The sequence below is a fragment of the Halomonas sp. SL18_1 genome (assembly GCF_055755715.1).
This window is the reverse complement of record NZ_JBVTRK010000001.1, coordinates 4,011,441-4,034,942: the sequence shown is the minus strand read 5'-3', so window position 1 is coordinate 4,034,942 and position 23,502 is coordinate 4,011,441. Positions and strand designations below refer to the sequence as shown.

General features: G+C 67.6%; 25 protein-coding genes and 1 pseudogene. 15 read left to right on the top strand and 11 right to left on the bottom strand.

The genetic code is table 11. The features are described from left to right. Position 1: 1 nt before the first annotated feature. The 5 genes from ACSJDS_RS20630 to ACSJDS_RS20610 all read right to left on the bottom strand — a co-directional run bounded on the left by ACSJDS_RS20630 (position 2) and on the right by ACSJDS_RS20610 (position 6,741). Complete coding sequence (locus tag ACSJDS_RS20630; RefSeq protein WP_473034863.1) at positions 2 to 445, bottom strand: hypothetical protein; 444 nt, start codon at positions 443 to 445, stop codon at positions 2 to 4. After that, positions 415 to 2,982 carry a valine--tRNA ligase gene (locus ACSJDS_RS20625; protein ID WP_473034862.1) on the bottom strand — a complete coding sequence of 856 codons (2,568 nt, stop codon included), beginning with the start codon at positions 2,980 to 2,982 and terminating at the stop codon, positions 415 to 417. The genes ACSJDS_RS20630 and ACSJDS_RS20625 overlap by 31 nt, the downstream gene beginning before the upstream one ends. A gap of 291 nt (positions 2,983 to 3,273) precedes the next feature. Then, a complete protein-coding gene (locus ACSJDS_RS20620) occupies positions 3,274 to 3,723 on the bottom strand; it encodes a DNA polymerase III subunit chi (protein WP_473034861.1) in 450 nt (149 codons plus the stop codon). 214 nt (positions 3,724 to 3,937) lie between these two features. Next, a complete protein-coding gene (locus ACSJDS_RS20615) occupies positions 3,938 to 5,035 on the bottom strand; it encodes a branched-chain amino acid aminotransferase (RefSeq protein WP_473034860.1) in 1,098 nt (365 codons plus the stop codon). 185 nt (positions 5,036 to 5,220) lie between these two features. Next, positions 5,221 to 6,741 (bottom strand): leucyl aminopeptidase, encoded by a 1,521-nt coding sequence (locus ACSJDS_RS20610; RefSeq protein ID WP_473034859.1) that lies wholly within the window; start codon positions 6,739 to 6,741, stop codon positions 5,221 to 5,223. Between the two features lie 129 nt (positions 6,742 to 6,870). On the opposite strand from ACSJDS_RS20610, the gene lptF reads away from it, so the two are divergent. The 9 genes and pseudogenes from lptF to ACSJDS_RS20565 all read left to right on the top strand — a co-directional run bounded on the left by lptF (position 6,871) and on the right by ACSJDS_RS20565 (position 13,470). Beyond that, positions 6,871 to 7,950, top strand: coding sequence for an LPS export ABC transporter permease LptF (lptF, locus tag ACSJDS_RS20605; protein ID WP_473034858.1), 1,080 nt, complete (start codon positions 6,871 to 6,873; stop codon positions 7,948 to 7,950). Continuing rightward, positions 7,950 to 9,014 (top strand): LPS export ABC transporter permease LptG, encoded by a 1,065-nt coding sequence (gene lptG, locus ACSJDS_RS20600; protein ID WP_473034857.1) that lies wholly within the window; start codon positions 7,950 to 7,952, stop codon positions 9,012 to 9,014. The genes lptF and lptG overlap by 1 nt, the downstream gene beginning before the upstream one ends. A gap of 43 nt (positions 9,015 to 9,057) precedes the next feature. Then, positions 9,058 to 9,534 carry an RDD family protein gene (locus tag ACSJDS_RS20595; protein WP_473034856.1) on the top strand — a complete coding sequence of 159 codons (477 nt, stop codon included), beginning with the start codon at positions 9,058 to 9,060 and terminating at the stop codon, positions 9,532 to 9,534. A 112-nt stretch (positions 9,535 to 9,646) separates the two neighbouring features. Then, positions 9,647 to 9,853 (top strand): (2Fe-2S)-binding protein, encoded by a 207-nt coding sequence (locus ACSJDS_RS20590; protein WP_473034855.1) that lies wholly within the window; start codon positions 9,647 to 9,649, stop codon positions 9,851 to 9,853. A gap of 190 nt (positions 9,854 to 10,043) precedes the next feature. After that, the gene (gene bfr, locus ACSJDS_RS20585; protein ID WP_473034854.1) at positions 10,044 to 10,526 is read left to right on the top strand and encodes a bacterioferritin; all 483 of its coding nucleotides are present in this window, start codon (positions 10,044 to 10,046) and stop codon (positions 10,524 to 10,526) included. 127 nt (positions 10,527 to 10,653) lie between these two features. Next, a pseudogene (locus ACSJDS_RS20580) lies at positions 10,654 to 11,154 on the top strand (ABC transporter substrate-binding protein); the annotation flags it as partial. Between the two features lie 4 nt (positions 11,155 to 11,158). Continuing rightward, entirely contained in the window at positions 11,159 to 11,863 is a 705-nt protein-coding gene (locus ACSJDS_RS20575) for an ABC transporter substrate-binding protein (protein ID WP_473034853.1), read from the top strand. 2 nt (positions 11,864 to 11,865) lie between these two features. Further along, positions 11,866 to 12,693: an ABC transporter ATP-binding protein gene (locus tag ACSJDS_RS20570; RefSeq protein WP_473034852.1), complete on the top strand. Its 828-nt coding sequence runs from the start codon at positions 11,866 to 11,868 to the stop codon at positions 12,691 to 12,693. Between the two features lie 9 nt (positions 12,694 to 12,702). Beyond that, positions 12,703 to 13,470 (top strand): ABC transporter permease, encoded by a 768-nt coding sequence (locus tag ACSJDS_RS20565; protein ID WP_473034851.1) that lies wholly within the window; start codon positions 12,703 to 12,705, stop codon positions 13,468 to 13,470. A gap of 163 nt (positions 13,471 to 13,633) precedes the next feature. On the opposite strand, the gene ACSJDS_RS20560 is transcribed toward ACSJDS_RS20565, so the two are convergent. The 3 genes from ACSJDS_RS20560 to ACSJDS_RS20550 all read right to left on the bottom strand — a co-directional run bounded on the left by ACSJDS_RS20560 (position 13,634) and on the right by ACSJDS_RS20550 (position 15,558). Then, entirely contained in the window at positions 13,634 to 13,858 is a 225-nt protein-coding gene (locus tag ACSJDS_RS20560) for a DUF1653 domain-containing protein (protein WP_473034850.1), read from the bottom strand. A gap of 62 nt (positions 13,859 to 13,920) precedes the next feature. Continuing rightward, complete coding sequence (gene tcdA, locus ACSJDS_RS20555) at positions 13,921 to 14,769, bottom strand: tRNA cyclic N6-threonylcarbamoyladenosine(37) synthase TcdA (protein WP_473034849.1); 849 nt, start codon at positions 14,767 to 14,769, stop codon at positions 13,921 to 13,923. 21 nt (positions 14,770 to 14,790) lie between these two features. Beyond that, positions 14,791 to 15,558, bottom strand: coding sequence for a pseudouridine synthase (locus ACSJDS_RS20550; RefSeq protein ID WP_473034847.1), 768 nt, complete (start codon positions 15,556 to 15,558; stop codon positions 14,791 to 14,793). A gap of 161 nt (positions 15,559 to 15,719) precedes the next feature. Between ACSJDS_RS20550 and ACSJDS_RS20545 the strand changes: the two genes are divergently transcribed. Next, positions 15,720 to 16,580, top strand: coding sequence for a ferric reductase-like transmembrane domain-containing protein (locus ACSJDS_RS20545; RefSeq protein WP_473034846.1), 861 nt, complete (start codon positions 15,720 to 15,722; stop codon positions 16,578 to 16,580). Then, positions 16,526 to 17,038, top strand: coding sequence for a ferric reductase-like transmembrane domain-containing protein (locus tag ACSJDS_RS20540; protein WP_473034845.1), 513 nt, complete (start codon positions 16,526 to 16,528; stop codon positions 17,036 to 17,038). Before ACSJDS_RS20545 ends, ACSJDS_RS20540 begins: the two co-directional genes overlap by 55 nt. 120 nt (positions 17,039 to 17,158) lie before the next feature. On the opposite strand, the gene ACSJDS_RS20535 is transcribed toward ACSJDS_RS20540, so the two are convergent. After that, positions 17,159 to 17,707: a thioredoxin family protein gene (locus ACSJDS_RS20535; protein WP_473034844.1), complete on the bottom strand. Its 549-nt coding sequence runs from the start codon at positions 17,705 to 17,707 to the stop codon at positions 17,159 to 17,161. Between the two features lie 131 nt (positions 17,708 to 17,838). Here ACSJDS_RS20535 and ACSJDS_RS20530 point away from each other — a divergent pair, with 131 nt between their 5' ends. After that, positions 17,839 to 19,071 carry a DUF418 domain-containing protein gene (locus ACSJDS_RS20530; protein ID WP_473034843.1) on the top strand — a complete coding sequence of 411 codons (1,233 nt, stop codon included), beginning with the start codon at positions 17,839 to 17,841 and terminating at the stop codon, positions 19,069 to 19,071. Between the two features lie 101 nt (positions 19,072 to 19,172). Then, entirely contained in the window at positions 19,173 to 19,592 is a 420-nt protein-coding gene (locus tag ACSJDS_RS20525; RefSeq protein ID WP_473034842.1) for a SpoIIAA family protein, read from the top strand. A gap of 160 nt (positions 19,593 to 19,752) precedes the next feature. Here the strand turns inward: ACSJDS_RS20525 and ACSJDS_RS20520 are convergent, their stop codons facing one another. Beyond that, positions 19,753 to 20,340, bottom strand: coding sequence for an NAD(P)H-dependent oxidoreductase (locus ACSJDS_RS20520; protein WP_473034841.1), 588 nt, complete (start codon positions 20,338 to 20,340; stop codon positions 19,753 to 19,755). A gap of 220 nt (positions 20,341 to 20,560) precedes the next feature. Between ACSJDS_RS20520 and ACSJDS_RS20515 the strand changes: the two genes are divergently transcribed. Beyond that, entirely contained in the window at positions 20,561 to 21,862 is a 1,302-nt protein-coding gene (locus ACSJDS_RS20515; RefSeq protein ID WP_473034840.1) for a hypothetical protein, read from the top strand. Between the two features lie 56 nt (positions 21,863 to 21,918). Then, complete coding sequence (locus ACSJDS_RS20510; protein WP_473034839.1) at positions 21,919 to 22,584, top strand: SDR family oxidoreductase; 666 nt, start codon at positions 21,919 to 21,921, stop codon at positions 22,582 to 22,584. Positions 22,585 to 22,667: 83 nt separating this feature from the next. Here the strand turns inward: ACSJDS_RS20510 and ACSJDS_RS20505 are convergent, their stop codons facing one another. Continuing rightward, positions 22,668 to 23,435 (bottom strand): DeoR/GlpR family DNA-binding transcription regulator, encoded by a 768-nt coding sequence (locus ACSJDS_RS20505; protein ID WP_473034838.1) that lies wholly within the window; start codon positions 23,433 to 23,435, stop codon positions 22,668 to 22,670. Positions 23,436 to 23,502 lie beyond the last annotated feature (67 nt).

Genomic DNA, 23,502 nt, shown 5'->3' with positions numbered 1-23,502 from the left:
CTCAGAGGGCGGCGATCTTGTCGCGCTGCTCGACCAGCAGGCTGCGGGTGGTCTGGAATTCCTTGAGCTTGCCGCGCTCCTTCTCCACCACCGCTTCGGGGGCCTTGGCGACGAAGCTCTCGTTGGACAGCTTCTTCTCGATGCCGCCGATGAGCTTCTCCTGCTTGTCGATCTCCTTGGTCAGGCGGGCCAGCTCGGCGTCCTTGTCGATCAGGTCGGCCATGGGCACCAGCACCTCCATCTCGCCCACCAGCTGGGTGGCCGAAAGCGGCGCCTCGCTCGGGTCGTCGAGCCAGGCGGCGCTGTCCAGCTTGGCGAGCTTGGCCAGGAAGGGGCGATTGGCCGTGAGGCGCTCGCGGTCGGCGGCCGAGCCCTTGGTCAGCAGCACGTCGAGAGGCTTGCCCGGGGCGATGTTCATCTCGGCGCGGATATTGCGCACCGCCACGATGACCCCTTGAGCCACTCGATATCGCGCTCGGCGGCTTCGTCGATCTTGTCCTCTTCGGTGCTGGGCCAGGGCTGGACCATGATCGAGTCGCGCGGGCTCGAGTCGGCATCCAGGGTGCCGGCCAGCGGGGCCACGCGCTGCCAGATCTCCTCGGTGATGTAGGGCATCATCGGGTGGGCCAGGCGCAGGATCGCTTCCAACACCCGCACCAGGGTGCGACGGGTGCCGCGCTTGGCCTCGGCCGAGGCGGCATCGTCCCACAGCACCGGCTTGGAGAGCTCCAGGTACCAGTCGCAGTACTCGTTCCAGACGAACTCGTAGAGCGCCTGGGAGGCGTGGTCGAAGCGGAATTCCTCCAGCGCTCGGGTCACCTGGGTCTCGGTCTGCTGCAGGCGCGAAACGATCCAGCGGTCGGCCAGCGACAGCTCCACGTCGCCGCCATCGGCGCCGCAGTCCTGCCCCTCGGCGTTCATCAGCACGTAGCGCGAGGCGTTCCATAGCTTGTTGCAGAAGTTGCGGTAGCCGTCGAGGCGGCCCATGTCGAACTTGATATCGCGTCCGGTGGTGGCCTGGGAGAGGAAGGTGAAGCGCAGCGCATCGGTGCCGTGGGGCTCGACGCCCTCGGGGAACTCGGCGCGGGTGGCTTTGGCGATCGCCTTGGCCTTCTGCGGCTGCATCAGGCTGCCGGTGCGCTTCTCCACCAGGTTTTCCAGGTCGATGCCATCGATCAGGTCGATGGGGTCGAGCACGTTGCCCTTGGATTTGGACATCTTCTGCCCCTGGCCGTCGCGCACCAGGCCATGGACGTAGACGGTCTTGAACGGCACCTCGCCGGTGAACTTCAGGGTCAGCATGATCATCCGCGCGACCCAGAAGAAGATGATGTCGAAGCCGGTGACCAAGACGCTTGAGGGGTGGAAGTTGAGGAAGTCCTCGCCGCGGTTGGGCCAGCCGAGGGTAGCGAAGGTCCACAGGCCCGAGCTGAACCAGGTGTCCAGCACGTCTTCGTCCTGGGTCAGCGGCTGCACGCCGAGCCGCTCCATGGTCAGCAGGGCGTCGGAGGTCAGCCGGGTGGTACCGCCCAGCAGCTTGTCGAAGGAGCGTAGGCGCATGGCGTCGTGGAAGTTGTCGCACTCGTGCTCGAGGTAGTCGGCCAGTTCGGAGACGTACTGGCGAGTTGCCTCGACCTCGTTGCGGGCCACGAAGACGTTGCCGTCGATGTCGTACCAGGCGGGAATGCGATGGCCCCACCACAGCTGGCGCGAGATGCACCAGTCCTGCAGGTCGCGCATCCACGAGAAGTACATGTTCTCGTAGTTCTTGGGCACGAACTGGATGTCGCCCTTCTCGACGGCCTCGATGGCCGGTTTGGCGAGGCTCTCCACGGCCACGAACCACTGGTCGGTGAGCAGCGGCTCGATGACGTCGCCGGAGCGGTCGCCATAGGGCAGGGTGTTGTTGACCGTCTCCACCTGCTCGAGCAGCCCGGCAGCCTCCATGTCGGCGACGATCTGCTTGCGAGCCTCGAAGCGATCGAGCCCGGCGTAGGCGTCGGGCAGGCTGGGGTCGATGTTGGGCAGCGGATTGCCCTGCAGGTCGAAGACCTCGGCGCGGGCCAGGATCTTGGCGTCCTGGGAGAAGACGTTGATCAGCGCATGGTCGTGGCGCTTGCCGACCTCGTAGTCGTTGAAGTCGTGGGCGGGGGTGATCTTCACGCAGCCCGAGCCCTTCTCCATGTCGGCGTGCTCGTCGGCGACGATGGGAATGCGCCGTCCTACCAATGGCAGCTCGACGAACTTGCCCACCAGGGAGGCGTAGCGCGGGTCTTCCGGGTTTACCGCCACCCCGGTGTCGCCGAGTAGGGTCTCGGGGCGGGTGGTCGCGACGACCAGGTAGTCTTGGCCAGCGTCGGTGGTGACGCCGTCGGCCAGCGGGTAGCGGAAGTGCCAAAACTGGCCCTGCTGGTCGCGGTTCTCCACCTCCAGGTCGGAGATGGCGGTGTGCAGGGTGGGGTCCCAGTTGACCAGGCGCTTGCCGCGATAGATCAGGCCCTCGTTGAAGAGCCGCACGAAGACTTCCTGCACCGCCTTGTAGAAGCCATCGTCCATGGTGAAGCGCTCGCGGCTCCAGTCGACGCTGGCGCCCATGCGGCGCAGCTGGCGGGTGATATGGTCGCCCGACTCCTGCTTCCACTCCCAGACCTTATCGATGAACGCTTCGCGGCCCAGGTCGAAGCGGCTCTTGCCCTCTTCCGCGGCGACCTTGCGCTCCACCAGCATCTGGGTGGCGATGCCGGCGTGGTCGGTGCCTACCTGCCACAGGGTGTTCCTGCCCTGCATGCGCTTCCAGCGGATCAGGGTGTCCATGATGGTGTCCTGGAAGGCGTGACCCATGTGCAGGCTGCCGGTGACGTTGGGCGGCGGGATCATGATCGAGTAGGGCAGGCCGGAGCCGGAGGGGGCGAAATGGCCGTCGGCCTCCCAGCGCTCGTACCAGCGGGATTCGATCTGCTCGGGTTGGTAGGTCTTGTCCATGGGCGTTCCGGGTCCAGAAATGGTCGCCGCCGACCCGGGGGTCGGACGGCAGGAGAGGGCGACGAAAAATGAGCCTGATTATAGCGCGAGGGGGCGCCTGGCGTCATGGGCGCCGGAGTGCTGATGCTGGGCTGTCGCAGTTTGTGTGGGAGGGAGCTTCAGCTCGCGAAGCAGCGCGCAGCGCTGCCACACCCGGGCGCCTGGCGGCGCCTTCGCCCGATGAATCGGCCTCCCACCTTGCTCGGCCACTCAGGGTTGAAGGCCGCAACCGCAATGGCCTCGTGAACGGGCTCAGCCTGCCTGGCCGCGCAGCTGATGCGCCTTGACGGGATAGCCGCGCTGCCGGTAGGTCTGCCAGCACTCGCGCTTGGCGACGAGCACCTGCTGGTGCTGGTTGATGATCTCGGCGACCCGCTCGAAGCGCGAGAACCACTCGGGAATCTCCGGGTGCAGGTTGAGCAGCGCCTGGGGGTGTTCCTCGGCGGGTTCCGGTGGCGCCTGCCAGCCGATCACCACCGGCACCTCGCGGGCCATCTCGCTGCCGGCCAGGGCGTGGGGCAGGTAGGCGTCGGGGCGGAAGGTCCACAGCCGCTCGTCGAGGTCGTTGGCCATGGCCTCGTCCTCGGCGTGCAAGTGCAGTCGGTAGCCCTTGCCGGCGATGGTCTCGGCCAGCCGGCAGGCGAAGCCGAGCCGCGCCTCGAGCGTGGTGTCGGGGAGGATGTAGAAATCGACTTGGGTCATGGGACTCTGTCCAAGGCGGACTGTGCTCCTGGTGGGAGATTCACGGTTGACCTGCAAGCCCCGGGGCGCCTGCGGCGCCTTCGCCCAGCCGAGCTGGGCTCCCACAGTTGCCATGGCGCCATCCCCGGCCTGGGGCAGCGAGGCTTCTGTGGGAGCCCGGTTTACCGGGCGAAGGAGGCCGCAGGCCTCCCGTGCGCCACGGCCGGCGAAGCGATCACACCAGCCGCGTCAGCCAGCCGTGAGTATCCTCGGCGCGGCCATACTGCAGGTCGAGCAGCTTGCCGCGTAAACGCTTGGCGATCTCGTTGCCGGCATCGGGCATCTGAATGGTGCCGTCCTCGGTAACCAGCTGGCCCACCGGAGTGATCACCGCCGCGGTGCCGCAGGCGAATACTTCGGTCAGCTCGCCGGAGGCGGCGGCCTCGCGCCACTCGTCGATGCTGATTGGACGCTCTTCGGGGGTGAGGCCCTCGTCCTTGGCCAGGGTCAGCACCGAGTCGCGGGTCACGCCCTCGAGGATGGTGTCGGTGAGGCGCGGCGTGGCGATGCGGCCATCCTTGAACACGAAGAAGAGGTTCATGCCACCCAGCTCCTCGATCCACTTGTTCTCAGCGGCATCGAGGAAGGCCACCTGGCCACAGCCGTGGTTGCTGGCCTCCTTCTGGGCGGCCAGGGAGGCGGCGTAGTTGCCGCCGCACTTGGCGAAGCCGGTGCCGCCGGGGGCGGCGCGCTTGTAGTGGCTGGAGAGCCAGATCGACACCGGGGCGATGCCGCCCTTGAAGTAGGCCGCCGCCGGGGAGGCGATCACGTAGTAGTCGACCTCCTGGGCCGGGCGCACACCGAGAAACTTCTCGCTGGCGATCATGAAGGGGCGCAGGTAGAGGCTGCACTCGTCCGCCTCGCTCGTCGGCGTCGGCACCCAGGCATGGTCCTGGGCGAGCAGCGCTTTTAGCGAGCCGATGAAGTCCTCGTCGGAGAGCTCCGGCAGGGCCAGACGGCGGGCGCTGCGACGGAAGCGCTCGGCGTTCTTCTCCGGGCGGAAGGTCCATACCGAGCCGTCGGCATGGCGGTAGGCCTTGATGCCTTCGAAGATCTCCTGGGCGTAGTGCAGCACGGCGGCGGCAGGATCCAGGGTCAGGGGCCCGTAGGGGCGCACTTCATGGCCGTGCCAGCCGGCGTCCAGGGTCCAGCGTACGTGGGCCATGTGGTCGGTAAAGTGCTGGCCGAAGCCGGGGCTGGCGAGGATATCCTCACGGATCGAGTCGGCCGTGGGGGTGGAATTGGGCAGGAATTCGAAGCTAGCATTCGACACGGCAAGGGGTCTCCGCTACGCCCGGGGCGTGCCGGCCCCGGGGTGATACAGGAAGCTCGGGCCGGTGAGTGCCGGCCCGGGTCGTGGATTCATCGTCAGTCCACATGAGAAAGGCGACGCGGCAAAAACGCAAGCCCTGTAGGGACTCAACGCGGCCCGATCGAGGGGCGCCGTGGAACCGCCTCTCACTCCTTCTCGGTTTCCACCACGGCCTCGGCCTCGCGATCCAGCAGGTACTGGGTCAGCAGGCCCACGGGCCGGCCGCTGGCACCTTTCTGCTTGCCGGAGGTCCAGGCGGTGCCGGCAATGTCCAGGTGCGCCCAGGGAAACTTGTCGGCGAAGCGAGACAGAAAGCAGGCCGCGGTGATGGTGCCCGCCGGGCGGCCGCCGATATTGGCCAGGTCGGCGAAGTTGGAGTCGAGCTGCTCCTGGTACTCGTCCCACAGCGGCAGGTGCCAGGCGCGGTCCCAGGCGGTCTGGCCGGCGTCGAGCAGGTCGAGAGCCAGGTCGTCGTCGTTGGAGAGCAGCCCGGTGGCGTGATGACCCAGGCCGATGATGCAGGCGCCGGTCAGGGTGGCGATGTCGACCACGCTGGCGGGCTCGAAGCGCTCGGCGTAGGTCAGGGCGTCGCACAGCACTAGGCGTCCCTCGGCGTCGGTGTTGAGCACCTCCACGGTGAGGCCCTTCAGCGTCTTGATGATATCGCCGGGCTTGGTGGCGCGGCCGTCGGGCATGTTCTCGGCGGCGGCGACGATGAATACCAGGTTGAGCTTGGGCTTGATGGCCAGCACCGACTTGACGGCACCGAACACACTCGCCGCGCCACACATGTCGAACTTCATCTCATCCATGGCCTCGCCGGGCTTGAGCGAGATGCCGCCGGTGTCGAAGGTGATGCCCTTGCCGACCAGCACATGGGGCGCGTCGTCGGGGTTCTCGGCGCCCTGGTAGCGCATCACGATCAGCCGCGAGGGCTCTTCGCTGCCGCGACCCACCGAGAGCAGGCTGTGGGCGCCCAGCGCCTCCAGGGCCTCCTCGTCGAGGATCTCCACCGCCAGCGCCCCGCCGGAGCCCTGGCCCAGCTGCTCGGCCTGCTCGGCCAGGTAGCGCGGCGTGCAGACGTTGCCCGGCAGGTTGCCCAGGGTGCGGGTCAGGCTCACCCCCTGGCCGATGGCGTCGCCGATGCGGGCGCCTTCCCGGGCCGCCTCGGCGTTGCCGCCCTCGCTGACCAGCAGGGTGGTGCGCGCCAGGCGGGGCGTCGGCGCCGGCTGGGACTTGAACTCGTTGAAGCGATAGACGGCGCGATGGGCCGCCTCGGCCACCATGCGCGCCTTCCAGTCGCACTGGCGGTCGGCCAGCGGCACGTCGGTGAAGGCGACCGTGACGTCGTCCACCTGCAGCCCGGCCAGGGCGGTGAAAGCGGCGTCCACGGCCTTGCGGAAGGCACCTTCCAGGCACTTGTCGCGCTCGCCCAGGCCGACCAGCATCAGGCGGTCGGCGCCCAGCCCGGGGGCGAAGGGAATCAGCTGCACATTGCCCAGCTTGGCATCGAAGTCGCCGCGCTCGATCAGCTGGCCGATCAGTCGCTCGCTGGCGTCATCGAGTTTGGCGGCGGCGGGCAGCAGGTCGCCGTCCTTGAACACCGGGACTACGAAGCAGGCCGTTTCGATCTTGGCGGGGTTGGCCGTCTGAACTGGGAATTCCATGGTGACTCCACAAGACAAGCTTTGGGGTTACAAGCGTTGAGGGATTCTGGATAATGCCGGCACGCCCGCAGGCCGTGCCGAATCGCCTCAGTGTACCCAAGGCATGGCCCCATTGCATAAAAGAGCTGCATGATCATTTTTCGCTACCTGACCCGCGAGATCCTGCTGACCATGGCCGCCGTGGCCGGGGTCCTGCTGCTGGTCATCATGGGCAGTCGCTTCATCCGCTATTTCACCGATGCCGCCGAGGGAGACATCCCGGCCAGCATCCTCGGCACCCTGATGCTCTTTCATCTGCCGGGCTTTCTCGAGCTGATCCTGCCGCTGGCGTTCTTCCTCGGCATCCTGCTGGCCTACGGCCAGCTGTATCTCAACAGCGAGATCACCGTGCTGGTGGCCTGCGGTACCAGCCCGGCCAAGCTGCTGCAGGTAAGCTTGGTGCCGGCGGCGCTGGTGGCGCTGCTGGTGGGGCTGTGCAGCCTGTGGCTGACCCCCGCCGGGGCGCTGCACAACGCGGTGATGCTCGAGGAACAGCGCAGCCGGCTGGACTTCACCGCCCTGGCGCCGGGGCGCTTCCAGGACTTCGGCGGCGGCCGCACCGCCTACACCGAGGCCTTCAGCGACGATCGCTCTCAAATGCTGGAGGTGTTCATCAGCGAGCGTCAGCGGCGCCGTGACGGCACCCCGGAGAGCGCGGTGACCCGCGCCGCCAGCGGCTATCAGACCGTCGACGAGGAGACCAGCAGCCGCTTTCTGGTGCTGGCCGAGGGCGAGCGCTACAGCGTCGACCCAGGGCGCTTCGAGGCCGAGCGCCTTGAGTTCGCCACCTACGCCGTGCGTCTCTCCCAGGTGGACGACATGCGCGAGCTCGATGCCACCGAGTATGCCTCCACCGCGGCGCTGCTGGCCGACGACGCCGCCGAGGCCCGCGCCCAGCTGCAGTGGCGGCTGTCGCTGCCGGTCATGGTCTTCGTGCTGACGCTGCTGGCTATGCCGCTCTCCCGGGTCAACCCGCGCCAGGGCCGCTTCGCCAAGCTGCTGCCGGCGGTCTTTCTGCACGTCTGCTACCTCAGCCTGCTGCTGGCGGCCCTGGATGCCATCGGCCGCGGGGCGCTGCCGGCGGCGATCGGCATGTGGCCCATTCACGCCGTCTTCCTGGCCCTGGGGCTGGGGTTGATGCTGCACGCCCAGCGCAAGGGGATGCGCTGATGGGCCTGGATCGTCTCGACCGTTATATCGCCCGCAACGTGCTGGGCGCGATCATCGTCGTCCAGGTGGTGCTGCTGGGGCTCGACCTGGTGATCTCCTACATCAACGACCTGGACGATATCGAAGGCGACTATGGCGCCTTCCAGGTGCTGCTTTACCTGCTGCTGCGCCTGCCCTGGCGCTTCTACCAGTATGCGCCGGTGGGGGTGCTGATCGGGGCGCTGATCGGCCTGGGCAGCATGGCCTCGAGCAACGAGCTGACGGTGATGCGCGCCGCCGGCCGCTCGCTGACGCGGATCCTGTGGAGCGTGATGAAGCCGGTCATTCTGGTGGTGGTCGTGGTGCTGCTCATCGCCGAGTACGTCAGCCCGCGAACCGAGCAGTTCGCTAGCGCCTGGCGGCTGGAGCAGCTGCAGGGCGAGGGAGCGGTGGTGACCCAGCGCGGCGGCTGGCAGCGGGAGGGCGACAGCGTCTACCGCTTCGGCGCCATTCGCGCCGACGACACCGTGCTCGACCTGACCCGCTATCGCTTCGAGGCGCGCAGCCTGCGCGAGGCCACGGTGGCCGATCGGGCCGTGTGGCGCGACGGTGCCTGGGTGCTGGAGAACGTGGCCACCACCCGCTTCGGCGAGTCGCACACCGAGGTCGAACACCGCGACGCCCAGGTCTGGGAGACCGCGCTGACGCCCGAGCAGCTCAACCGCCTGCTGCGCCCCATCAACAGCCAGGCGCCCAGCGAACTGTGGGCCTATGCCCGCTATCTACAGGACCAGGGGCTGCAGGCCACCCAGCCGTTGCTCTATTTCTGGCAGAAGGTCTTGATGCCCCTGACCATGGCCTCGCTGGTGCTGGTGGCGGCCTCCTTCGTCTTCGGGCCGCTGCGCACCGTGGCCGCCGGTACTCGGGTCTTCTACGGGGTCGTCACCGGCCTGGTGTTCAAGTACCTGCAGGACCTGCTGGCCCCGGCCTCCATGGTGTTCGGCTTCTCGCCGGCCTGGGCGGTGCTGGCGCCAACCCTGCTGTGCGCCGCCCTAGGGCTCTATCTGCTACGCCGCACCGGCTGACCCTCGGTTGCGCTTAATCGGTTGGAAACAAGGTACCCACGCTATGCAACGACGCTTCACCCAACTCGACGATGTCTGGCCCGCCGGCCTGGGACGACGGCTGGGGGCCATGCTCTACGACGCCTTTCTGGTCGCCGCCATCTGGATTCTGCTGGCGACGCTGCATCTGGGCGTGCTGCGTCAGCTGCTGGGCTTTTCCGCCGAGGAGGTGGGGGTCGGCAGCCTGCAGCGGCTCACGCTCCAGCTGCTGCTGCTGGCCGGGGCCTTCGCCTTCTTTGCGGTCTCCTGGACCCGCGGCGGCATGACCCTGGGCATGCAGGCCTGGCGCCTGCGGGTGCAAACCCGCGACGGCTGCTCGATCACCCTGGGCCAGAGCCTGGTGCGCTTCCTGGTGGCCTGGGTCTCCCTGGCGGTCTTCGGGCTGGGCTACCTGTGGGTGCTGATCGACAACGAGCGGCGCAGCTGGCCGGATATCGTCTCCGGCACCCGGGTGGTGGTGCTGCCCAAGGCCTCCCGCTGATCGACAGGAAGCGGGAAAGTTGACCTGGGACACACATCGAGGCGATCAACGCTTGCGATAGCCTATGCGAATCGTTTACATTAAACCTCGTAGGCACAGCGAGGTGATGGCGATGTACGTATGTCTCTGCAAGGGTGTAACTGACCACAAGATCCGCGAGAGCGTGGAGAGTGGCGCGCGCAGCTGGCGCGAGGTGCAGGGCGAGACCGGCTGCGGTACCCAGTGCGGCAAGTGCGCTGGTGCCGGCAAGGCGATCACCCGTGAAGCCGTAATGACCGAGATGACCGCCTCGGCGAGCGATCTGGCCTACGCCGTCTGAACGTGATCGGGCCCGGTCGCCCACCTCCTTCCCAACGTGAAGCCAATCCTTCTCATTCTTGTTGATATTTCTCCAAGCCATTGTTGATATTGGACTTTTTGGCACTGTTGTCCAATACTGTCAGAATGGATTCAGCGCCGATGGGCGCTGACTTCCCGCAAGACCTGACGACGCAATAGGGAGAAGTGCAATGAAAGGCGATGCCAAGGTCATCGAACACCTCAACAAGGCACTCGGCAATGAGCTGGTGGCGATCAACCAGTACTTCCTGCACGCCAAGATGTACAAGGACTGGGGCCTCAAGGCATTGGCCAAGTGGGAGTACGACGAGTCCATCGATGAGATGAATCACGCCGACAAGCTGATCGAGCGCATCCTCTTCCTCGAGGGCGTCCCCAACCTGCAGGACCTCGGCAAGCTCAATATCGGCGAGAACGTGCGCGAGATGCTCGAGTGCGACCTCAAGATCGAGCACGAAGGTCGCCAGGACTACATCGACGCCATCGCCTACTGTGAGCAGGTGAAGGACTATGTCTCCCGCGATCTCTTCCGCGATATTCTCGCGGATGAGGAAGAGCACATCGACCATATCGAAACCGAGCTCAGCCTGATCGACAAGGTCGGCATCGAGAACTACCTGCTCAAACAGATGCAGGAAGCCGGCGACGAATAACGCCCCCTCCGCGATAGCAAGCCAGAGACACTCCACCGGCGCCCCTGAGGCGCCGGTGGTGTGTCTGCCCCGGCTCTCTGCCCCTACCGCCCGCTTGGCAACGTCCGGCAATGATCTACGCTGGTGCATGTGGATGCACCGCCAGGCAGGTGCTGCACCACGTCGCTGCCGCTGGCGTTGCGGTCTGCACCGTCGTCACCCGCAATCCCCCGGGTGGTGTCCGGCAGCGTGGAGTTGGCAGGCTTTCTGCATACAAAAAGTAAAATCCAGACTGCGCGAGGGCACATCCATGCATCGATTTCCTGTTCGTTCTACTGGCCTGATTGCCGGAGCACTCGGCCTGTCGCTGATCGGGGCCCCGCTGGCGGCGGCCGACGAGACCCGCATCCGCTTCCAGCTCGACTGGCGCTTCGAGGGTCCCTCGGCGCCCTTCCTGATGGCGGTGGAGCGCGGTTACTTCGCCGAGGAGGGGCTCGACGTCCAGGTCGACTCCGGCAGCGGCTCCGCCGGCGCCATCAACCGAGTCGCCTCCGGCGCCTACGAGATGGGCTTCGGGGATCTCAATGCCTTGGTGGAATTCCTGGCCGAGAATCCGGACGGCCCTGGCATCCAGGGGGTCTACGTGGTCTACGATGGCTCCCCGGCCGCGGTCTTCGCCCGCAAGGATCGCGGCATCGAGTCCCCGCGGACCTGGACGGCAAGTCCCTCGCCGCGCCCGCCTTCGATACTGGCTACCGCGCCTGGGGATCTTCGCCGCCGCCAACGACCTCGACGCCGAGGCCGTCTCCTGGCAGAACGTCGATCCGACCCTGCGCGAGACCCTGCTGGTACGCGGCGACGTGGACGCCATCACTGGCTTCTACTTCACCAGCCTGCTCAACCTGGAGGGGCGCGGCATGGGCGAAGAGGACCTGACCATCCTGCCCTTCCCCGACTACGGGGTGCCGCTCTACGGCAACGCCATCATCGCCAGTGAAGCCTTCGCCGAGGACAACCCCGAGGCGGTGGAGGGCTTCCTGCGCGCCTTCAACCGGGCCCTGGCCGAGACCCTGGCCGACCCGGAGGGGGCCATCGACTACGTGCTGGCCCGGGACGGTCTGATCGACGTGGAGATGGAGACACGCCGTCTCAAGCTCGCCATCGAGAGCGTGATCGACACCCCGGATGCCCGCGACCACGGGGCCGGCGCGGTGGACGAGGCGCGCCTGGCCAACGCCATCCAGCTGGTGGCCGACGCCTACGACCTGCCCGAGGCGCCCTCGGCGGAGCGGGTCTTCACCTCCCGCTATCTCCCCGAGCAGGCGGAGCGGATGATCTTCCCGGCGCAGGGAGACTGAGCATGACGGCACCCGCCACCCTGACCCCGGACGGCGCTACGCGCGCCGGGGCGGCCCCCTTCGTGGCCTTCGACCGGGTCAGCCTGGCCTACGATGACAGCGGCAACGCCATCGAGGAGGTGTCGCTGACCATCGAGGAGGGGGAGTTCGTCGCCTTCGTGGGCCCCTCGGGCTGCGGCAAGTCCACCTTCATGAAGCTCTGTACCGGCCTGCACGCCCCCACCGGGGGGAGCGTGCGGGTCGACGGCGAGTCGGTGGGCGGGCCGCTGAAGATCTGCGGCATGGCCTTCCAGAGCGCGAACCTGCTGCCCTGGCGCACCACTCTGGACAATGTGCTGCTGCCGCTGGAGATCGTGAAGCCCTACCGTTCCCAGTTCCGCAAGCGCCGGGCCGAGTTCGAGGGCTGGGCCCGGGAGCTGCTGCGTACCGTCGGTCTCGAGGGCTACGAGGATCAGTACCCCTGGCAGCTCTCCGGGGGAATGCAGCAGCGTGCCTCTATCTGTCGCGCGCTGATCCATCGTCCGCGCCTGCTGATGCTCGACGAGCCCTTCGCGGCGCTGGATGCCTTTACCCGGGAGGAGCTGTGGTGCGTGCTGCGCGACCTCTGGGAGGCGCAGCGCTTCACCGTGGTGCTGGTCACCCACGACCTGCGCGAGGCGGCCTTCCTGGCCGACACCGTCTACGTGATGAGTCGTCGCCCCGGGCGCATCCTCGAGCAGCGGAAGATCGACTTCCCGCGGCCTCGGTCGCTGGAAATGACCTTTGAACCCGCCTTCACCGGCCTGGTGCAGGAACTGCGCGCGCGGATCGGCACGATCCGCGGCAGCTGAGGAGTCATCATGTCCAAGCACAGCCGGCTGCTCGAGCGCCTGGCCCCCTGGATCGCCGTGCTGGCGCTGATCCTGATCTGGGAGGCGACGGTCAGGCTCTTCAACGTGCCGCCCTTCATCTTCCCCAGCGCCTCGGCCACCGCCCAGGCCCTGGTCACCTTCGCGGGCCCCATCGGAGTGCACTCCTGGCAGACCTTCTGGACCACCATGGCGGGCTTCGGCCTGGGGGTGGCGGTGGGTCTGCTGCTGGGCTTCATCATCGGCTCGTCGCGCTTCCTCTACCACGCCTGCTACCCGCTGCTGGTGGGCTTCAACGCCATTCCCAAGGTAGCCTTCGTGCCGATCCTGGTGGTGTGGTTTGGCATCGGCTCGGTGCCAGCGATCCTCACCGCCTTTTTGATCTGCTTCTTTCCCATCGTGGTCAACGTGGCCACCGGGCTTGCCACCCTGGAGCCGGAAATGGAGGACGTGTTGCGGGTGCTGGGCGCGCGGCGCCTGGACGTGCTGCTCAAGGTGGGCCTGCCGCGCTCACTGCCCTACTTCTTCGCCTCGCTGAAGATCGCCATCACGCTCGCCTTCGTCGGCACCGTGGTGTCGGAGACGGTGGCCTCCAACCAGGGCATCGGCTACCTGATGATGAGCGCCGGCTCCCAGATGCGCATGTCGCTGGTGTTCGCCGGGCTGATCGTGATCAGCGCCATGGCCATGGTGATGTACGAGCTGTTCGCCGTCCTCGAGAAGCGGATGACAGCGTGGGCTCACCGCGGCCAGCGGTAAGGTGCCTTCCCTGCTGCGCTCGATATCCTGGCCGCCGGCGGTACTCGCAATCCTCATTGAGCCGCCAGTCAACTCCGGTTGCTCCGTTCCGGCGGCGGCCAGCCTCTCTTCGCTCGCGACGGGAATCCACTCTTCCCTCGGGCGATAGGGTATCTTCTTTGCCTTAGAACGCCTTTTCGAGTTCGAAGCGCGGCACCGGCTCGCCCTGCACCTCCACCAGCTCGGTGAAGTTGTCCAGCGGGCGCACCCAGAGGCCGTAGTCGCCGTAGAGGGCGCGGTAGACCACGACCGGCTCCTCGGTTTCGCTGTGGCGGGCGACGCCGAGCACCTCATAGCGGTTACCCTTGTAGTGGCAGTAGATGCCGGGAACGGGGCGGGGACGTGTCATGGTGGGCTCCAGGGGTGGGGGCCGGCTTTCCTCGACCGGCTTTGGTGGGGTCGCGCTTGGGGTCACTCTTCCGGGGGCGGTGCCTGTCGCGTCTTGCTGGCCTGCTTCGCCAGCCGGGCCAGCACCCGCGAGGCGGCAACGAAGCCGAAGCTGCCGGTGAGGAAGGTGGCGGCGCCGAACCCCGAGGCGCAGTCGAGGCGCGTCGACTCGCCGCTGGCGGGCTTGGCGAAGCACACCTCGCCGTCGCTGTCGGGATAGACCAGCTGTTCGTCAGAGTAGACGCATTCCACCGAGAAGCGCCGCCTGGGATTGCGTGAGAAGCCGAAATCGCGGCGCAGGCGCGAGCGTACCTTGGCCAGCAGCGGGTCGTGCTCGGTGCGGGTCAGGTCGGCCACCCGAATCCGGGTGGGGTCGGTCTGGCCGCCGGCGGCGCCGGTGACGGTAATGGCCAGCTTGCGCCGCTTGCACCAGGCGATCAGCGCCGCCTTGGCCACCACGCTGTCGATGGCGTCGAGCACATGGTCGGCGTCGTCGGGAATGCGCTCGGCCAGGTTGGTGGGGGTGACGAAGGCGCTGTCCGCCATCACCTCGATCCCCGGCTGAATGGCCCGGCAGCGCTCGGCCAGCACCTCTACCTTGGGACGCCCCACGGTCCCGTCCAGGGCGTGAAGCTGGCGATTGACGTTGGAGACGCAGACGTCGTCCAGGTCGATCAGGGTCAGCTTGCCGATGCCCGAGCGGGCCAGGGCCTCTACCGCCCAGCTACCCACACCGCCGACCCCGACCACCACCACATGGGCCTGGCGGAAGCGTTCCACGGCGGTGTTGCCGTAAAGCCGGCGGATGCCGCCGAAGCGCAGGGCGTAGTCGTCAGTGGGCAGTGCGGCGCTGGGGGTCGAGGGGGCGGTCATGGCGGCAGTCGAGTCTCCCGGTCAGGCGGGGGTGGCGGATGAAGGGGCAAGGCGGCGCGCGCCGTCTACCGGCAGGTGGCCGGCCCAGCCGAAGCGCTCGAACAGTGCGCGCATGGCGGCGTCCGGCGCGCAGCTCAGCGCCAGGCGATACGTCTCTACCGGATGGTCGAATGTCAGCTCCACCGCGGCCAGCAGCAGGCGCGGGCAGGCGAGGCGCTCGGCGAAGAAACGGTTGTGGTTGCCCTTGCCGTGCTTGGCGTCGCCGATGATCGGGTAGCCCCGCCGCGACAGGTGGCGGCGGATCTGGTGGCGACGCCCGGTCAGCGGCCGCGCCTCCATCAATGAGTAGCGGCTCTGGGGGTAGCGGTCCACCTGCACCGGCAGCTCCACGCTGTCCAGGCGGCGAACATCGGTGACCGCCTCCATGGCGGGCATCTCGGCCTTGGGCAGGCGGGCGTCCTCCTCCCGCAGCGGATAGTCGAGGCGCTCCGCCTCGGGGCCGATGCCCCGCACCACCGCCAGGTAGCGTTTCGCCACCCGCCGCTCGGTGAAGGCCGCGGCCAGGGAGGTGGCCACCTCGGGCGACAGCGCAAAGACCATCACCCCGGAGGTGGGGCGGTCCAGGCGATGCACCGGATAGACTCGCTGGCCGAGCCGGTCGCGCAGCCGCTGCAGCAGAAATTCCCGCTCGCCGCGGGCCAGGGCGGTGCGATGCACCAGCAGCCCCGCCGGCTTGTGCACGGCGACCAGGTGCTCGTCCTGATGCAGGAGGGTCAGCGAATGCGGCATGCTGGATTAGCCCGTGGCAGCAAAGGGCCGACATTGTCGCCGTCGAGGCCGCGGATGTCACCACCCCCGGCGGCCATGGGGGAGGGCGCTGTACCCCCGGGGGCATTGCGGCCACACTGGGCTGCAGGATGCCAGACTGACCCGTTGCAGAGGAGGCGACCATGAGGCCGGTGACCCGACGCGCGCTGCTGTGGAGCGGTATTTACCTGGCGCTGGTGCTGATGCCGCTCGCCGCGGTGATGCTGGGCGGGCGGCCCGAGCCGCGGGGGCTGCTGGGGGAGTTCGGCGCGCTGCTGGGGCTGCTGGCCCTGGGCGTGTTCGGCATGCAGCTGGTGGCCTCGGGTCGGCATCGCTGGTTTGCCCGCGGCCTGGGCTTCGACAACGTGCTCCAGTTCCATCGGCAGCTCGGCCTGTTCGCGCTGCTGCTGGTGCTGGCCCATCCGCTGGTGCTCCTGGGCGCCGAGCCGGGCTTTCTCCACCATCTCGACCCCCGCGATGCGCCGCTGCGCGCGCTCAGCCTGTTCGCCCTGGCGGGGGCGGCCCTGGTGCTGGTGGCAAGCTCGCTGTGGCGAACGCGCTGGGGGCTGAGCTACGAGTGGTGGCGCCTGCTGCACGGTGGCCTGGCGCTGTTCCTGGTACTCGGCGGCCTGGGGCATGCGCTGATGGTGGGGCGCTACAGTGGCGGCTGGATCAGCGCCCTGGCCCTGGTCGCCATCATGGCGGTGCCGGTGGGGCTGCTGCTCGACTCTCGGCTGCTGCGGGTCTGGCGCCTGCGTCGCCGGCCCTGGAAGGTCATCGACAATCGCCCGGCCCGCGGCGATGCCACCACCCTGACCCTGGAAGCCGAAGGGCATCGCGGTCTGAGGTTCCAGCCGGGTCAGTTCATCTGGATCACCCTGGGCGAGACCCCCTTTCGCTGCAGCAGCATCCGTTCTCGCTGGTCTCCTCGGCGGCCGAGCCCGGGCGGGTGGCCTTCACGGCCAAGCGACTGGGCGATTTCACGGCGCGCCTGCCCGAGGTAACGCCCGGCACCCGGGCCTTCATCGAGGGGCCATATGGCGCCTTCATACCGGAGTCTGGCCACCCCTCGGGCGCGGTGCTGATCGCCGGGGGGATCGGCATCACGCCGATCATGAGCATACTGCGCAGCTTTCGCGACCGCCGGGAGAGGATGCCGCTGTGGCTGGTTTACGCCAACGAGACCTGGGAGGAGGCCACCTTCCGGGAGGAGCTGGCCGAGCTGCGCCAGGCGCTGCGCCTCGAGGTTATCCACGTGCTGGCCGAGCCGCCCACCGGCTGGGAGGGGGAGCGGGGCCTTGTGGACGGCGCGCTGCTCGAGCGCCGGCTGCCCGCCGACGACGGCCGGCGCGAGTATTTCATCTGCGGCCCCGATCCCCTGATGAACGCCGCCGAGGGGGCGCTGATCGACCGGGGCGTGGCCCCCACCCGGATCTTTTCCGACCGCTTCGATATGGTGTAACAGCGCAAGGAGTCGCCATGCTACATCGCTACGCCCGCCGGCTCGGCATCCTGATGGCCCTGGTCCTGGTGGCGATCGTCCTGTTGCTGGCGATCTGGCTGACCGCCTGACCGGCACGGCCTATTTCCACTTGATATTGCACCCCATCGACGGCATCTGCCGCTCGCTCGGCGACTGGCCGGCCAGCACCGCCTCGGCGGCGGCGCGCAGGTCCTCCCCGGTCACCGGGGTGGCCTGGCTGGGGCGGCTGGCGTCGAACTGGCCGCGGTAGGCCAGCCGGTGCTCCCGGTCGTAGAGGAAGAAGTCCGGCGTGCAGGCGGCCTGAAAGGCCCGTGCCACCTCCTGGCTCTCGTCCACCAGGTAGGGAAAGGAGTAGCCGCGCCGCTGCGCCTCCTCGATCATCCGCGCCGGGCTGTCGTCGGGCTGGGCCCGGTAGTCGTTGCTGTTGATGCCAACCACCGCCAGGCCTCTGGCCTGATACTCTCGGGCGAAGTCGGCGAAGGCATCGGCGATGTGCTTGACGAAGGGACAGTGGTTGCACAGGAAGACTACCAGCAGCGGCTGGCCGTGGTACTCGGCGTTGCCCACCTCGCCGCCGCGGGGGTCGGGTAGCCGAAAGGCCGGCATGGGGCTGCCGAGCTCGGGCATGGTCGAGGGCGTCAGGGTCATGGGGTTGCCTCCAGTTGCGGTTCCGCCAGTGTTTCAAGGTAGCAGAGCCTCGGTGTGGCGCCTGACGCGGGTGATCTCGCCTGTTAACGTGCGGGAGGGCAGGGGCGGCGAGGGCCGCGGGGAGGCGTGGTATGACAGGGCGTGACGCAGCAGCCGGCGGCGTACAGCCGGGCGAACGCATCGACAGCCTCGACGTGCTGCGGGGCATGGCGATCCTCGGCATCCTGGTGATGAACGTTCAGGGGTTCGCCATGGTGACCGCCGCCTACGTGAACCCCACCTATGCCGGCCCCATCGGCCCGGCCGAGTGGTGGGTCTGGAGCCTCGGCCAGGTGGCCTTCGCCGGAAAATTCCTGGCGATCTTCTCGGTGCTGTTCGGGGCCGGCCTGGTGCTGATGGCCGAGCGTGCCCAGGCCGCCGGTGTCGCGCCCTGGCGCCGCCATCGACGCCGTACGGCGGTGCTGGCGCTGATCGGGCTGGCCCACGCCTACCTGATCTGGTTCGGCGATATCCTCTTCACTCTGGCGCTGATCGGCCTGCTGGCCTTCGTCTTTCGCCGCTGGTCGTCGCCTCGCCTGCTGCGGGCGGCGGCCTGGCTGTATGCCGTACCCGTGCTGTGGGGCCTGCTGATGACATGGCTGATGCACGCCATGCCCGAGGCCGCCTACCGCGACCTGGTGGTCAGCGCCTGGCAGCCCTCTGCCGAGCAGCTGGCCGCCGAGCAGGGCGCCTACCGCGGCGGTTGGCGGGCGCAGATGGCGCAGCGGGTGCCCGACGTGCTGCAGATGCATCTGCTGGTGGTTCCCCTGGAGGAGGGCTGGCGCATCTTGGCGATGATGCTCGCCGGCATGGCCGCCTACCGCAGCGGCCTGCTGACCGGTGCCTGGTCGGCGGCACGCTATCGGCGAGCGGCGCTGCTCGGGGCAGGGCTGGGGCTGCCCCTGGCCGCGGCCGGCCAGCTCTTTCATCACGCCACCGGTTGGGAGATGCGCACCTCGCTCTACCTGGGCGGGCTGTTCAACCATGTCGCCACGCCGCTGATCGCCATGGCTTGGGTCTGTGCGCTCATCTGGCTGCTCAAGCGCGGTGCCTGGCCGGGGCTGATGCACCGGCTGCGCTGCCTGGGGCGGGGTGCGCTCACCGGCTACCTGTTTACCAGCCTGCTGTGTACCGCGCTCTTCTATGGCCACGGTCTGGGGCTGTTCGGCCGGCTCGACCGGGTCGAGCAGCTGCTGGTCGTCGCCATGGTGTGGGCGCTGCTGCTGGGCCTGGCCCCGCTCTGGTTTCGTCACTTTCGGATGGGGCCGGTGGAGTGGCTATGGCGGTGGGGGACCTATGGCCGCCGCGCTCCCCTGCGCCGTTAGGCCCCCCAGCCCCCAAGGGTGGCGCGATCCTCCCCCGGCAGTCTGCCACGACCGGCTATGCTGAAGGCGAGAGAAACCGCTGCGATTCAAGGAGACGCTAGATGCTGGAATTCATTACCCATCCCGCAGAGCATGTCGTGGCCATGAGGGCCGGCGGTGTCGTCACCGCCGAAGAGCTGCAGCGGGCCATCGATGCCATCGAGACCGCCAAGCGCGACCATCCCCGGGTCAGCCTGGTGGTGGAGCTCGACGACATGCGCTGGATGACCCTCACCGCCCTGCTCAAGGACATTGGCTACGGCCTCACCCAGCTTAGCGACCTCGAGCGCTATCATCGCGCCGCCGTGATCACCGACCGGGAGTGGATCAAGCACCTCGCTCATCTGGAAGAGCGCCTGTTCAAGGTCGTGGAGATCCGCACCTTTCCCAGGCACGACTACGCCGCCGCCATGCAGTGGGCCGGCGATCTGCCCAAGGGCGCCCACGAAAACCCCGAGGAGGACGGCTATCACGGCGCGTGATCGCGGTTCGGTAGCCGTGGATTCCCCGGCAGGAGGCCCACGCCCCTGCCGGGGAGCGTGCGCCATCCCGAAAGCCCCTTTCCCTTCCTTGCATCAAGCCGGAACCGCCCTGTAGAGGAGCGACGAGTCCGTGTCACGGACGGCGTTCCTGGCGGCCTGCTCACTTTGCCTCGGCGCCGAGGGCATGCAGCTTGCGAAACCACTTGTCGCGCTCCAGCTCGCTCATCGTCTCCACGCTGCCGATCAGCGTCTCGCGGACCGGTGACAGGCCGACGAAGCCCAGAATATTGCGCTCCAGTGATTTCACGCTGTGGGCACGATAGAGGTGACGGTAGATCAGCGCCGGCATGCCCATGGTCACTACCACCCGCGCCGAGCGGCCGGTCAGCCCCTTCTTGCCCAGCGGGTTGCCCTCCACGTACTCGAAGGCGAAGCCGGGGCGCAGCACCTGCTCCAGGAAGGCCTTGACCAGGGCCGGCATGTCGCCAAGCCACAGCGGGAAGAACAGCACCAGGTGCTGGCACCAGCCGATGGCCTCCTGTGCCGCCGCCAGCGAGGAGGGGAGGGGAGCGACCTTCCACGCCTTCTGGGAGCGCAGCAGCGGAAACTCCAGGGTGGCCAGGTCGATCAGGCGGACCTCATGGCCCTGGGCATGGGCGCCTTCGTGGTAGTGGGCGGCCAGGGCGTGGCAGAGGTGCGTTTCGCTGGCATCGGGGTGTCCCTGCAGGATCAGGATTCGCTGGCTCATCTCGGCGGGTTCTCGCGGCAAGGAAAGGGGAGTCCTGACGTTCAGCCTAGCCGCTTTCCATCCCTTCGCACTTCCCGCCGGCGGGGCAGTGGCCGCCCCTGACGTCGCGCCCCGGGCGATGCAGGGCGGTGTGCGCGGAGCCCTGGCGGGGAGCCTACACTGGAGGCAAGGCGTCGCGCCCTGCGGTGCGGCGGGTTCCACCGATGGAGGAGGCGTTGCCATGGCGTCGCCGGACCACCTGAACGCGCTGTTCCACTACCCCCTCTTCGAGGCCATGCTGGGGCGCCGCGCCCGGCGCTTCGGCCTGGGCATGGAGATCCCCTCCGGGCCCCTGGCCTATCGCTCCCGTCACGCGCCGCTGCCGCTCTCGGCCCTGGAGCGGGACCTGCTGCTGATCGCCGGCACCGGGGTCAGCGGTTGGAGCTTTGGGGTGCCCTACGGGCCGGATCGCCCCGACGAGCACGCCCACTATTCGTTGCGCTATACCGGGCGCACCGCGCCCACCGCCGGGGGCTTCGGTACCCCGGCGATGCTCTTCACCGATGACGAGGGCCTCCACTTTCTCAACACCCGCGACCTGCCCCCGAGCCGCATGCAGGAGTACCGGGACGTCGACGACGACCTGGAACGCCTGGTGGCGCTGGTGCGCGAGCACACCCTGACGCTCTCGCCCCAGCGGCTGGATCTGCCCGCGGCGCCGCCCCATATGCTCGAGCCCAACCTGTGGATGGCCAATGCGCCGGGCTCGACCCTGTTCATGCCCGTCGGCGATGCCAGCGAGCAGGTGCTGGCGCTGCTGGCCATGGCCATCGGCAATGGCAACACCCTCGTGGATGACGAGCTTGGCTGTCCCGCCGGTGACCTGGCGCCCTTCCAGCGCAGCGGCCTGCTCCAGGAGGAGAAGCGGGTGCCCCTTTCGGTGCTGCAGCAGATGGCCTATGAGGGGAACTGCGCCGAACTGGCCATGATGGGCCACAATATGGTGCTGACGATGCAGGCCATGGGCCTCGGCGGTCTCTACTTCAACGGCCTCAACCGCTGGAGCATCCTGGGCGCCTTCGCCGACCAGGGCATCGCCGGCGCCGGCTTCCGCTTCGTGCGCGATGCGCGCTGGACCCTGCCCAACCCGGTGGGGCTCGATGGCGTCTACGAGGCGCTCTGCCCGCCCTACTACCCGGACATGCGGGCGGCAGTGGCGGCCTTCGTGGAGCGCAAGTTCGGCCCCGGCGGCGCCTACGATGCCGCCACGCCCGGCCCCTGGCAGCGCAACCGCGAGGTGAAGGGTGGGGTGACTCCCTATTCGGAGGCGTTCGTGGCCTGCCTGGGCGAGGTGGCCCAGTACATCCACGACAAGTACGGCAAGTTTCCCGGCACCTTCACCACCATCGTGCTGCCCGGCTTCGTTCAGGCGGTGCACCTGGACACCGACTTCTACGACCGCCACTACCGACCGGGGGCCTACCTGGCCACCCATGCCGAGCATCTCGAGCGCTGGCATCCCGGCGAGTCAGGCGGCGGTTGACGTCGGAGGCCCGTCCCCACCTTTAGGGCACCGATCATTCCCATACTGGAGTTGCCATGACGTCCACCGTATTGATCACCGGCGCCAATCGCGGCGTCGGCCTGGCCCTGGCCCGCCACTATCGCGCCGAGGGCTGGGCAGTAATCGGCGTCTGCCGCGAGGCCTCACACGAGCTGGCCGAGGTCGCGGAGCGGCTGATCGAAGGCATCGACGTGACCCGCGCCGATGACGTGGCTCGCCTGGCCGACGAGCTGGCGGGGCAGCGCCTGACGCTGCTGATCAATAACGCCGGCTTGCTCAGGGACGAGGTGCTGGGCGAGATCGACTTCGACTCGATCCGCGAGCAAATGGAGATCAACGCCTACGCGCCGCTACGGGTGACCGAGGCGCTGCTCGATAACCTGGGCGAGGGCAGCAAGGTGGCCAACATCACCAGCCGTATGGGCTCCATCGCCGACAACGACTCCGGCGGCCGCTACGGCTACCGCGCCTCCAAGGCGGCCCTGAACGCCTTCGGCAAGTCCCTGGCCGTGGACCTCGCGCCCCGCGGCATCGCGGTGATCCAGCTCCACCCCGGCTATGTGCAGACCCGCATGGTCAACTTCGGCGGCTTGATCACCCCGGAAGAGGCCGCCGCCGGTATCGCCGAGCGCATCGCGACGCTGACGCTCTCCACCTCCGGCACCTTCTGGCACAGCAACGGCGAGCCGCTGCCCTGGTAGCCAGACATCAGATGATGAATGAAGCCTTCGGCATACTGGTTGGCTAGGTAGGGCTGTAAGTCAGCCTGCTCTACTTAGCCAGGTTATCGTGAGGCGCTAGCCGAGGCGCAATGTATACCCTTTGCCGCCAGCGGGCTTCGCAGTTGGTCGGGTAACGGAATGTCGGTGATAACGGCATCGTAATCGGCGAGTTCACCCGCAGCTCTGCGCAGCGGGAGATCGAATTTGGTGCTGTCCATAACCAGGATGCGATAGGCGGCGTTTGTGAGCAGTGCCTCGCGAGCCATCGCCTCGTCGTCATTGTAGTCGAATAGCTGCCCCTGGCTATCCATTCCGCCCACTGAGACGATGCCCACATCGACCCGATAGCGGTGAAAAAAACGCCAAGCATCACCGCCTATCACGTCCTGGTCCCTCTGGCGTACGCGTCCTCCCGCCACTATTAGCTCGGCCTCCATGCTACACAGCCGAATCATTGCATGCAGGTTGTTGGTCATGATCTGGAGGCCCTGTTTGTCACGCAGCATCTCGGTGAGCTGCACGACGGTAGTGCCGGTGCCCAGAAACAGCGACTGATTGTTCTGGATCAATGTGGCAGCGCGTCGTGCAATTTGGCGTTTGCCTTCTTCGTTGATGATTTTTCGCCGGTCGTAGCCAATGTTCTCTCGTTCGGGAAACGGTAAGACCTCGCCATGACGACGCAGTACCAGGCCTTTCTCGGCCAGGTGGCGCACATCCCCCCGCAGGGTCTGGACCGATACCCCGAACCTCTGTGCCAGAGTTTCCAGCGGCTGACGGCCATGCTGATTCACCTCCTCCAGCAACTTTCTATGCCGTTCAAATTTGTTCATGCCATCTCCAAACGAAAGGAAAAAGAAGTGATGCGAAGCACATGGCTTGTCGAACGAAACGTTGGTG

Coding starts and splice junctions, on each gene's coding strand:
- ACSJDS_RS20525 (WP_473034842.1), top strand. CDS start 19,173: ATGCTGGAATTCATTACCCATCCCGCAGAGCATGTCGTGGCCATGAGG.
- ACSJDS_RS20570 (WP_473034852.1), top strand. CDS start 11,866: ATGACGGCACCCGCCACCCTGACCCCGGACGGCGCTACGCGCGCCGGG.
- ACSJDS_RS20620 (WP_473034861.1), bottom strand. CDS start 3,723: ATGACCCAAGTCGATTTCTACATCCTCCCCGACACCACGCTCGAGGCG.
- ACSJDS_RS20550 (WP_473034847.1), bottom strand. CDS start 15,558: ATGCCGCATTCGCTGACCCTCCTGCATCAGGACGAGCACCTGGTCGCC.
- tcdA (WP_473034849.1), bottom strand. CDS start 14,769: ATGACCGCCCCCTCGACCCCCAGCGCCGCACTGCCCACTGACGACTAC.
- bfr (WP_473034854.1), top strand. CDS start 10,044: ATGAAAGGCGATGCCAAGGTCATCGAACACCTCAACAAGGCACTCGGC.
- ACSJDS_RS20510 (WP_473034839.1), top strand. CDS start 21,919: ATGACGTCCACCGTATTGATCACCGGCGCCAATCGCGGCGTCGGCCTG.
- ACSJDS_RS20595 (WP_473034856.1), top strand. CDS start 9,058: ATGCAACGACGCTTCACCCAACTCGACGATGTCTGGCCCGCCGGCCTG.
- ACSJDS_RS20515 (WP_473034840.1), top strand. CDS start 20,561: ATGGCGTCGCCGGACCACCTGAACGCGCTGTTCCACTACCCCCTCTTC.
- ACSJDS_RS20520 (WP_473034841.1), bottom strand. CDS start 20,340: ATGAGCCAGCGAATCCTGATCCTGCAGGGACACCCCGATGCCAGCGAA.
- ACSJDS_RS20625 (WP_473034862.1), bottom strand. CDS start 2,982: ATGGACAAGACCTACCAACCCGAGCAGATCGAATCCCGCTGGTACGAG.
- ACSJDS_RS20610 (WP_473034859.1), bottom strand. CDS start 6,741: ATGGAATTCCCAGTTCAGACGGCCAACCCCGCCAAGATCGAAACGGCC.
- ACSJDS_RS20505 (WP_473034838.1), bottom strand. CDS start 23,435: ATGAACAAATTTGAACGGCATAGAAAGTTGCTGGAGGAGGTGAATCAG.
- ACSJDS_RS20590 (WP_473034855.1), top strand. CDS start 9,647: ATGTACGTATGTCTCTGCAAGGGTGTAACTGACCACAAGATCCGCGAG.
- ACSJDS_RS20535 (WP_473034844.1), bottom strand. CDS start 17,707: ATGACCCTGACGCCCTCGACCATGCCCGAGCTCGGCAGCCCCATGCCG.
- ACSJDS_RS20575 (WP_473034853.1), top strand. CDS start 11,159: ATGGCTCCCCGGCCGCGGTCTTCGCCCGCAAGGATCGCGGCATCGAGT.
- lptG (WP_473034857.1), top strand. CDS start 7,950: ATGGGCCTGGATCGTCTCGACCGTTATATCGCCCGCAACGTGCTGGGC.
- ACSJDS_RS20560 (WP_473034850.1), bottom strand. CDS start 13,858: ATGACACGTCCCCGCCCCGTTCCCGGCATCTACTGCCACTACAAGGGT.
- ACSJDS_RS20530 (WP_473034843.1), top strand. CDS start 17,839: ATGACAGGGCGTGACGCAGCAGCCGGCGGCGTACAGCCGGGCGAACGC.
- lptF (WP_473034858.1), top strand. CDS start 6,871: ATGATCATTTTTCGCTACCTGACCCGCGAGATCCTGCTGACCATGGCC.
- ACSJDS_RS20565 (WP_473034851.1), top strand. CDS start 12,703: ATGTCCAAGCACAGCCGGCTGCTCGAGCGCCTGGCCCCCTGGATCGCC.
- ACSJDS_RS20545 (WP_473034846.1), top strand. CDS start 15,720: ATGAGGCCGGTGACCCGACGCGCGCTGCTGTGGAGCGGTATTTACCTG.